This window comes from Symbiopectobacterium sp. (assembly GCF_051710365.1).
GTDB lineage: Bacteria > Pseudomonadota > Gammaproteobacteria > Enterobacterales > Enterobacteriaceae > Symbiopectobacterium.
Window position 1 is genome coordinate 1 of the sequence record NZ_JBPETA010000130.1, and the last position, 9,624, is coordinate 9,624.

The 9,624-nt window shown below is 54.2% G+C and carries 6 protein-coding genes and 4 pseudogenes; 8 read left to right on the forward strand and 2 right to left on the reverse strand.

What is annotated here, in order from left to right; all coding sequences use genetic code 11:
• Nucleotides 1-79: 79 nt before the first annotated feature.
• A complete protein-coding gene (locus ACTBDZ_RS12110) occupies nucleotides 80-499 on the forward strand; it encodes a histidine-type phosphatase (protein WP_438815496.1) in 420 nt (139 codons plus the stop codon).
• A gap of 249 nt (nucleotides 500-748) precedes the next feature.
• Here ACTBDZ_RS12110 and ulaR read toward each other — a convergent pair whose 3' ends face one another.
• On the reverse strand, nucleotides 749-1,504 hold the full coding sequence (gene ulaR / locus ACTBDZ_RS12115) for an HTH-type transcriptional regulator UlaR (RefSeq protein ID WP_438815497.1): 756 nt from the start codon (nucleotides 1,502-1,504) through the stop codon (nucleotides 749-751).
• A 165-nt stretch (nucleotides 1,505-1,669) separates the two neighbouring features.
• Nucleotides 1,670-2,735 (reverse strand): annotated as a pseudogene (gene ulaG, locus ACTBDZ_RS12120) (L-ascorbate 6-phosphate lactonase).
• A 402-nt stretch (nucleotides 2,736-3,137) separates the two neighbouring features.
• Here ulaG and ulaA point away from each other — a divergent pair.
• The 7 genes and pseudogenes from ulaA (at nucleotide 3,138) to glpD (ending at nucleotide 9,283) form a co-directional block, all read left to right on the forward strand.
• A pseudogene (gene ulaA, locus ACTBDZ_RS12125) lies at nucleotides 3,138-4,535 on the forward strand (PTS ascorbate transporter subunit IIC).
• Between the two features lie 16 nt (nucleotides 4,536-4,551).
• Nucleotides 4,552-4,860, forward strand: a complete 309-nt coding sequence (gene ulaB / locus ACTBDZ_RS12130) for a PTS ascorbate transporter subunit IIB (protein WP_438815498.1) — start codon at nucleotides 4,552-4,554, stop codon at nucleotides 4,858-4,860.
• A 9-nt stretch (nucleotides 4,861-4,869) separates the two neighbouring features.
• Nucleotides 4,870-5,340, forward strand: coding sequence for a PTS ascorbate transporter subunit IIA (gene ulaC, locus ACTBDZ_RS12135; RefSeq protein WP_438815499.1), 471 nt, complete (start codon nucleotides 4,870-4,872; stop codon nucleotides 5,338-5,340).
• Nucleotides 5,341-5,350: 10 nt separating this feature from the next.
• Nucleotides 5,351-6,004: a 3-keto-L-gulonate-6-phosphate decarboxylase UlaD gene (locus ACTBDZ_RS12140; RefSeq protein WP_438815501.1), complete on the forward strand. Its 654-nt coding sequence runs from the start codon at nucleotides 5,351-5,353 to the stop codon at nucleotides 6,002-6,004.
• Nucleotides 6,005-6,014: 10 nt separating this feature from the next.
• Nucleotides 6,015-6,874, forward strand: a pseudogene (locus ACTBDZ_RS12145) (L-ribulose-5-phosphate 3-epimerase).
• Nucleotides 6,874-7,547 (forward strand): annotated as a pseudogene (locus ACTBDZ_RS12150) (L-ribulose-5-phosphate 4-epimerase). Before ACTBDZ_RS12145 ends, ACTBDZ_RS12150 begins: the two co-directional pseudogenes overlap by 1 nt.
• Nucleotides 7,548-7,780: 233 nt before the next feature.
• The gene (gene glpD / locus ACTBDZ_RS12155; protein WP_438815502.1) at nucleotides 7,781-9,283 is read left to right on the forward strand and encodes a glycerol-3-phosphate dehydrogenase; all 1,503 of its coding nucleotides are present in this window, start codon (nucleotides 7,781-7,783) and stop codon (nucleotides 9,281-9,283) included.
• Nucleotides 9,284-9,624 lie beyond the last annotated feature (341 nt).

Here is a 9,624-nt window from a genome sequence, read left to right on the forward strand (position 1 = left end):
TTTGAGATTTTTGGCCAGTGCATTAGCCAGAGCCTGCAACTGTTTTTCGTCCATAAAGTAACCTGCTTTTGATGTTGGATTGAACATATCAAAATCAGGCAATTACACAAATTTATGTACAGGCTCGGTCAAAGCGCTGGCCGGTTCATTTGGCGAGCAGCAGCCCAAATTCACCTTCCTGGTCGGTCACGATTCAAACGTTGCATCGCTGTTCTCCGCACTGGGCGTGAAACCGTACCATCTGCCGCACCAATTGGAAACCACGCCGATCGGCGGCAAGGTCGTGTTCCAACGCTGGAGCGATAACGCCAGTAACAAGGCGCTGTTGAAAGTGGAATACGTGTATCAATCGACTGAACAGCTCGCTACGCTGGCACCGCTGAACCGCGCCAATCCTCCGCAGCGTGTGACACTAACGCTTAGCGAGTGTCCAACCAATGATAAAGGCTTCTGCCAATTTGAGGACTTCGAGCGCATCACGACTGCGCTTGCAAAATAAGCTATTTGGGGCAAACCTTGGTGCCGCATCTCTGTAAGTATCGTGAGTATTTCGTGCGCGTGAACCAAAGTAGTTATCTGCAACCGTTGCAGCACGCGCTCGACACGAGGCGCTCAATCGCCGCCGCCTCGTGACTCCAGGCTTTTCGCGGAGCATCACGCCGCTCACCCGGCGGCCACGCCCACCTCAGCGTGATTTTTTACGCGAGTGCAATCAAAAGACAAAAATCGTCTTCTTTAGTACGTGGTGTTACACCTGTATCACCTCAACACCCTGCGCTCGCAGTTGCTCTACGATAGTGGCGTCAGCCTGTTTCCCAGTGATCACCACGTCAATCTGATCGGCACGGCTGAACAGCATGCCCGCACGTTGGCCCACTTTGCTGCTGTCCACTACCACCGCCAGTTTACCAACGTAGCTCAGCATCTTTTGCTCCGCCATCGCCGTCAGCATATCGGTTTTGTACAGCCCTTCCGGCGTCAGCCCTTTGCCGCTGGTGAACATCCAGTGACCGGCATACAAACTTGCACCCCCTTCCTGAGGTGCCAGGGTGATCGATTGGCTCTTGTTGTACTGCCCGCCCATGATCACCACACTTTCGTGCTCTTGCTCAATCAGGAAATTCGCCAATGGCAGATAGTTGGTAATCACCTGAATATCACGCCCGACAATCTCACGCCCCAGCAAAAACGCCGTTGAACCACAGTTAATCACCACGCTTTCACCGGGATGGCACAGCGCGGCGGCCGCCTGCGCGATGCGCATCTTCTCATCCAGATTCTGCTCCTGATAGATATTGAGCGGTGTCCAGGCCGGGCGCGGCAGGTTAACGGCCTCAGCGCCGTTGCGCACTTTGCGCACTTTGCCCAATTCATTGAGTTTGTTGATATCGCGTCGCGCTGTGGCGGGAGAAACGTCAAAATTCACGATCAGATCGGAGACGGTGAGTTGCCCCTGGCGTTGCAAAAAATCAATGATGGCATGATGGCGCTGAGATTCAGTCATAGGTCGTCCGGTAACAAGAAGCGGCGCGTCATGGCGTCGACGTGAAAAGTTTACATCATAATTTATCATAAATGCGCAGCAATCATCATATGCCCCAAATAATTAGACTTGAAGTATTTAGGGCATAGCGCGACGTGTTTGCCACGTCGCGCACTACCTCACAAATTACAGGAAAGATTTGAACGGCAGATCGGGTTCCATGGTGAAGCAGTCGTCAAAGCCGCGCGGGTAGTGGTATTCCAGATTATCTTTGTCCAACGGCCAGGTAAATTTGCCACCAACTTGCCAGATAAAGGGTTTGAAACCGTATTGCAGGCGGTCTTTTTTCATCTCCCACAGCACGCGAATTTCCTGCGGATCGGCCTGAAAATTCGACCAGATATCATGGTGGAAAGGAATAACCACCTTGGCATTCAACGCCTCGGCCATGCGCAGCATATCCGCGCTGGTCATCTTGTCGGTAATACCGCGCGGATTTTCCCCGTATGAGCCCAACGCCACGTCAATGTCATACTCATTGCCATGTTTCGCGTAGTAGTTGGAGTAGTGGGAATCACCGCTGTGATAGAGATTGCCACCCGGGGTTTTGAACAGGTAGTTCACTGCGCGCAGATCCATGCCATCCGGTAACACACCCGCCGCTTTTTGTTCCACTGGCAAGGTGATCAACGCGGTGCGATCGATCGCGTCTAACGCATGGATTTCAATATCTTTAATGCGAATCACCGAACCCGGTTTCACTACGATGCAACGCTCACGCGGCACGCCCCACCCCCACCCAGAGATCCACGCAGCTCTGTGGACCAATAAAGGGAACCTCCGGGCTGCAATTTTTCAGCACCGCGGCGGCCACGTTGACGTCAATGTGGTCGTTATGGTCGTGCGTCGCCAAAATAGCATCCACCTGGCGGATGGCCAACGGGTCCATCACAAACGGCGTGGTGCGCAAGTTAGGTTGCAATTTTTTCACCCCCGCCATGCGCTGCATCTGGTGCCCTTTTTTCATCAAGGGGTTACCGTGACTCTGCTTGCCTGTGCCGCACCAGAAATCGACACAAATATTGGCCCCACCCCCTGATTTCAACCAAATCCCGGTACAACCCAGCCACCACATGGCGAAGGTGCCAGCGGCAACCTCCTCTTGTTCGATCTCTTCATTCAACCAGGTTCCCCATTCCGGGAAGGTGCTCAGGATCCAGGATTCGCGGGTAATGGTTTCTATCTTGCTCATGGCGTGATCTCATCATTAATCGGCAATTAAATAAATCACAAGTAATCATAAAAAGATTAAACACGACAAATTAATGCCAATATATCACCGTTAAAACGCACTAACAATCACTTAAAGTGATAAAAAATAATTAAAATTCACATCCAGATCAAATAACAAGAAAGAATAAAAGCACAACAAAGTGAATAATATACAAAAAAAATGTGATTATTGAATGATCTTAAGTGCCGTGAGAATTGCGAGTTTAATCACAAACAATCAAAAAATCTCAATACGATTACTCATGATTACTGAATTCCCTACGCCCGGTTATGTCAGCCACCACGCCGCTGCTCGTCAGCCGGTCGCAATGGCAGGCAATAGCAGTAAAACGGTAACAATAAAAATCGATTGGAGTGTTCCATGGAAACTCTCTATAACATCTTCACCATTTTCTTTAATCAGGTCATGACCAATGCCCCCTTGCTGCTGGGCATTGTGACCTTTCCCGGCTACTTGCTGTTGCGCAAAAGCGCCACGGTGATCATCAAAGGCACCATCAAGACGATCATCGGCTTTATGCTGTTACAGGCAGGCTCCGGCATCCTGACTGGCACCTTCAAACCCGTGGTCGCCAAGATGTCCGAGGTGTACCACATCAACGGTGCCATCTCTGACACCTACGCCTCGATGATGGCCACCATCGAACGCATGGGCGACGCCTACAGTTGGGTCGGCTATGCGGTGCTGCTGGCGCTGGCGCTGAACATTGTGTATGTCCTGCTGCGCCGCATCACCGGCATTCGCACCATTATGCTCACCGGCCATATCATGTTTCAGCAGGCGGGTTTGCTGGTGGTGTTCTTCTATATTCTCGGCTACCCGATGTGGACCACCATCCTGTGCAGCGCCGTGCTGGTGTCGCTCTATTGGGGGATCACCTCCAACATGATGTACAAGCCGACGCAGGAAGTGACCGACGGCTGTGGTTTCTCCATCGGCCACCAGCAACAGTTCGCTTCCTGGCTTGCCTACAAGCTCGCCCCCTATCTGGGTAAAAAAGAAGAGAGTGTCGAAGATCTGAAACTGCCCGGCTGGCTGAATATCTTCCATGACAACATCGTCTCTACCGCCATCGTGATGACCGTGTTCTTTGGGGCAATCCTGCTGTCATTCGGTATCGATACGGTGCAGAAGATGGCAAGCAAAACCCACTGGACCGCCTATATCCTGCAAACCGGTTTCCAATTCGCCGTCGCCATTTTCATCATCGTGCAGGGCGTGCGCATGTTTGTTGCCGAGCTGTCCGAAGCCTTTAACGGCATCTCTCAGCGTCTGATCCCCGGTGCGGTGTTGGCGATCGACTGCGCCGCCATCTACAGCTTCGCCCCCAATGCCGTGGTATGGTGCTTTATGTGAGGCACCATCGGTCAGTTGATCGCCGTTGGCATTCTGATTGGGATTGGTTCGCCAATCATGATCATCCCCGGCTTTATCTCGATGTTCTTCTCCAACGCCACCATCGGCGTGTTTGCCAACCACTTTGGCGGCTGGCGCGCGGCGCTCAAGATCTGTCTGGTGATGGGGATGATTGAGATTTTTGGCTGCGTATGGGCGGTAAAACTCACCAGACTGTCGGCCTGGATGGGTATGGCGGACTGGTCAATTCTGGCACCGCCGCTGATGCAGGGCATGACGCTGGGTCTGTGGTTTATGGGCGTGGTGATCCTCATCGCGGTGGCCTACATGTACTTTGCCAGCCGCTCACTGCGCGCTGAAGAAGATGCGGAAAAACAACTCGCGCAAACCACCGCGCAATGACTCTGGAGAAAGCACCATGACAGTTCGGATTCTGGCCGTATGCGGCTGTGGGCAAGGCAGTTCCATGATCATGAAGATGAAGGTGGATCAGTTCCTGACCCAACAGGGGGTGGCACACACCGTCAACAGCTGTGCCGTCGGGGAATATAAAGCAGAGCTGAGCGGCGCGGACATCATTATCGCCTCAACCCACGTGGCGGATGAGATTACCGTGAGCGGCAACAAGTATGTCGTCGGCGTGCGCAATATGCTCTCTGCCGCCGATTTTGGTCCCAAGCTGATGGAGGTGATCAACGCCCACTTCCCTCAGGATGTCAAAGCGTAAGGAGTTTCCATGAAGCTGCGCGATTCTCTGCTGGAAAACCGGTCAATCCGCCTGCAAGCGGAGGCCGCCACCTGGCAGGAAGCGGTCAAAATCGGTGTCGATCTGCTGGTAGCGGCTGACGTGGTCGAGCCGCGTTACTACCAGGCGATTCTCGATGGCGTAGAGCGTTTTGGCCCCTATTTTGTAATAGCTCCCGGTCTTGCCATGCCCCATGGCCGCTCGGAGGAAGGGGTGAAAAAAACCGGTTTCGCGCTGGTGACGCTAAAAACCCCGCTGCCATTCAACCATGAAGATAACGATCCGGTGGATCTGCTGATCACGCTGGCCGCCGAGGATGCTACTGCGCACCAAGAGGTGGGCATTATGCAGATCGTTAATCTGTTTGAGGATGAGGCGAATTTTGATCGCCTGCGCGCCTGCCGCACCGAGCAGGATGTTTTGGATCTGATTGATCGCGCCACGCTGGCCGCGACGGAATAAGGAGCCCCCGATGCCACAGTTACCGATGTTACAAATTGCGCTGGATAACCAGACGCTGTCCGATGCCTACAACACCACCCGTCTGATCGCCGAAGAGGTGGACATTATCGAAGTTGGCACCATTTTATGCGTGGGTGAAGGGGTGCGCGCCGTGCGCGATCTGAAAGCACTCTATCCGCACAAGATTGTGCTGGCCGATGCCAAGATTGCCGACGCGGGGAAAATCCTGTCACGTATGTGTTTTGAAGCCAATGCCGACTGGGTCACGGTGATCTGCTGCGCGGACATCAACACCGCAGCGGGCGCCCTGGCGGTAGCGCGCGAATTCGACGGCGATGTGCAGATCGAACTGACCGGCTTCTGGACATGGGAACAGGCGGAAGCCTGGCGCGCGGCAGGGATTCAGCAAGTGGTGTATCACCGCAGCCAGGATGCACAGGCCGCTAGCGTCGCCTGGAGCGAAACCGACATCAGCGCTATCAAGCGTCTGTCTGAAATGGGCTTTAAAGTCACTGTTACTGGCGGTCTGGCGCTGGACGATCTGCCGCTGTTTCAGGGCATCCCGATTCACGTCCTTATTGCCGGACGCAGTATCCGCGATGCTGCCAGCCCGGTCGATGCCGCCCGTGAGTTTAAACGCCGTATTGCCCAACTGTGGGGCTAAGGGAAGTAACATGCTGACAAAAGCGGTGCCGCTGGGCATCTACGAAAAAGCGTTGCCCCCGGCGAAGATTGGCTGGCACGCTTACAACTGGCGCGCGAACTGGGCTTTGATTTCGTCGAAATGTCGGTGGATGAAACCGATGAGCGCCTGGCCCGGCTGGATTGGGATCGGGAACAGCGTCTGGCGTTGGTCAATGCCATCGCGGCCACCGGTATTCGGGTGCCTTCCATGTGCCTGAGCGTGCACCGCCGCTTCCCACTGGGCTCACAGGATGACGCCATTCGCGACCAAGGGCTCACCATCATGCATAAAGCGATCGCGCTGGCGCAGGATGTAGGGATTCGCGTGATTCAGTTGGCCGGTTACGATGTCTATTATCAGGAGGCCAATGAGGTAACACGTGAGCGTTTTCGCGACGGCCTGCAACAAGCGGTAGAAATGGCGAGCCGCGCACAGGTCACACTGGCGATGGAGATCATGGATTACCCCCTGATGAACTCCATCAGCAAAGCGCTGGGCTATGCCAACTACCTGAACAACCCGTGGTTCCAGCTCTATCCCGATATCGGTAACCTCTCGGCCTGGGATAATGATGTGCAGATGGAGCTGCGCGCAGGCCAAGGCCACATTGTCGCGGTGCACGTAAAAGATACCCGCCCCGGCGTCTTCAAAAACGTGCCCTTCGGCACTGGCGTCGTGGATTTCGAACGCTGTTTTACCACTCTGAAAGAGAGCGGCTACCGTGGTCCTTATCTGATTGAGATGTGGAGCGAGAATGCCCCCGACCCCATCAAGAAGGTGCTCGCAGCGCGCGACTGGGTGAAACAGCGCATGGAACGCGCCGGTTTGCACGTGGAGGAAGCCGCATGATAGCGCAACTGAAGCAACGGGTATTTGAAGCCAATATGGCCCTGCCTCAGCACGGTCTGGTGACGTACACCTGGGGGAATGTGAGTGCGATCGACCGCGAACGCGGTCTGGTGGTCATCAAACCGAGCGGCATTGCCTATGCCGACGATATGGTGGTGGTCGATTTACAGGGCAATCCGGTTGAAGGGTGTTATCGCCCTTCCTCGGATACTCCCACGCATCTGGAGTTGTATCGCCGCTATCCGCAAATGGGGGGATTGTGCACACCCACTCTACCCACGCCACCGCCTGGGCACAGGCGGGGTTGGACATTCCTGCGCTCGGCACCACGCACGCCGACTATTTTTTTGGCGACATTCCCTGCATCCGTCCACTGACGGCGCAAGAAGTGGAGCATGAGTAAGAAAAAAATACCGGCGTGGCCATTGCCCAGACGCTGGGAGATCGCAATCCGCTGCACACACCCGGCATGATTGCCTACCAGCATGGGCCGTTCTGCTGGGGCAAAGATGCAGAAGAAGCGGTGCACAATGCGGTGGTGCTGGAAGAGGCGGCGCGCATGGCCTGGCTCGCCTGCACGCTGAACCCCCATTTACGCCCGCTCGACAGCGCGTTGCAGCACAAGCATTTTAATCGTAAACACGGTCCGAACGCCTACTACGGGCAAAAATAACGCCTTGACGGTCATTCCTCGCCAACGCGAGAAATGACCGTATTCTCTGCCAATTTCGCGCCCTTCCTCGCACCAATCCCCTATACTTTATGTGACAACCTTCAACAATATGTTATCTGCATCACGCCTAAATGTTTTTATTTGGTTAATCCTTGGCTGTGGTGTTTGTTTTCGATTATGATAATGTTCGAAAATGAACATTTTGACCTTTTTTTGGACACGGAGGAGAACGCGTGGAAACCAAAGACCTTATCGTAATCGGTGGGGGCATCAACGGCGCAGGTATTGCAGCCGATGCCGCGGGCCGTGGCTTGTCGGTGCTGCTGTTGGAAGCACAGGATCTTGCCAGCGCTACCTCCTCTGCCAGTTCAAAATTGATCCACGGCGGCCTGCGCTACCTGGAACATTACGAGTTTCGTTTGGTGAGCGAAGCGCTCTCCGAGCGTGAAAAATTGCTGAAGATGGCACCGCACATCATCTTCCCAATGCGCTTCCGTTTGCCCCATCAGCCGCACCTGCGCCCGGCCTGGATGATCCGTATCGGGCTGTTTATGTATGACAATCTGGGCAAACGCGTCAGCCTGCCCGCCAGCCACGGCCTGAAATTCGGCAAAGACTCGGTGCTGAAACCCGAATTAACGCGCGGTTTCGAATATTCCGACTGCTGGGTAGACGATGCGCGTCTGGTGGTATTGAATGCGCAGGAAGTGGTGAAACGCGGTGGCGAAGTGCGCACCCGCACCAAAGTGGCGCGGGCGCGTCGCGAAGGCGATCTGTGGATCATCGATGCCGTCGACAGCGTGACCGGGGAAACCCATACCTGGCAGGCGAAAGGACTGGTCAACGCCACGGGTCCTTGGGTGAAAGAGTTCTTCGATCACGGGCTGGAGCTGAAATCCCCTTATGGCATTCGCCTGATCAAAGGCAGCCACATTGTTGTGCCTCGCGTACACGATGAACCGCAGGCCTACATTCTGCAAAACAAAGATAACCGCATCGTGTTTGTGATTCCGTGGCAGGATGAGTTCTCGATCATCGGCACCACCGACGTGGAATACCACGGCGATCCGCATGAGGTGAAGATCGACGACAAAGAAGTGGCCTACTTGCTGGATGTCTACAACGATCACTTTAAAAAGACGCTGATGAGAGACGATATCGTATGGACCTATTCCGGCGTGCGTCCGCTGTGCGATGACGAATCGGATTCTCCGCAGGCCATTACCCGTGATTACACGCTGTCAGTGGCGGATGAACACGGTAAAGCGCCTTTGCTGTCGATATTTGGCGGCAAGCTGACCACCTACCGCAAGCTGGCAGAACATGCGATGGAGAAGCTGGCAAAATACTATCCTCACAACAGTGGTCAGGCCTGGACGCAAAACGCGGTACTGCCCGGCGGCGATTTGGCCGGTACGCGCTACGAATACGCGGCTGCGCTGCGCCGTCGTTTCAATCTGCCGGAATCGCTGGCGCGTCGCTATGCCCGCACCTACGGTTCCCACAGCGAGCTGATCCTGATGAACGCTACAGGCATTCATGACCTCGGCGAAAACTTCGGACACGATCTCTACGAAGCTGAATTGCGCTATCTGGCCGACAAAGAGTGGGTTGTCAGCGTGGAGGATGCCATCTGGCGTCGTACCAAGCTGGGCATGTGGCTGAATGATGAGCAGAAACAGCGCGTCGCTGACTGGCTAAGTGCCTATCGCCAATCCAAGGTTGCCGCACAATAATTTTCCTGCCAGACCACGCCTCCAACGACAGGTTACCGAAAGGTAACCTGTTCGTTTTTTACACGAAAGAAACGTTAACATTTCGCGGAATACGATGTTCATTAACAAGGTAAAAAATGTGGTTAATCATTTTTCCCCTCTTCGCGCTAATCAGTTCTCACGGACGCAAGTCAAAACAGAGTCATCTCAAGAAAATAAACCGGGCCAGTAACAGTAAATCCGTCATTCCGCACCTGATTTTTCTTTTTTCGGGACTTGACGGTATTCTGAAGTTCTGAATTTATTACTGCTTTTTGCAGACCAATCAGCATGAGTACTCCCCACGTTACCATCCGTAACCT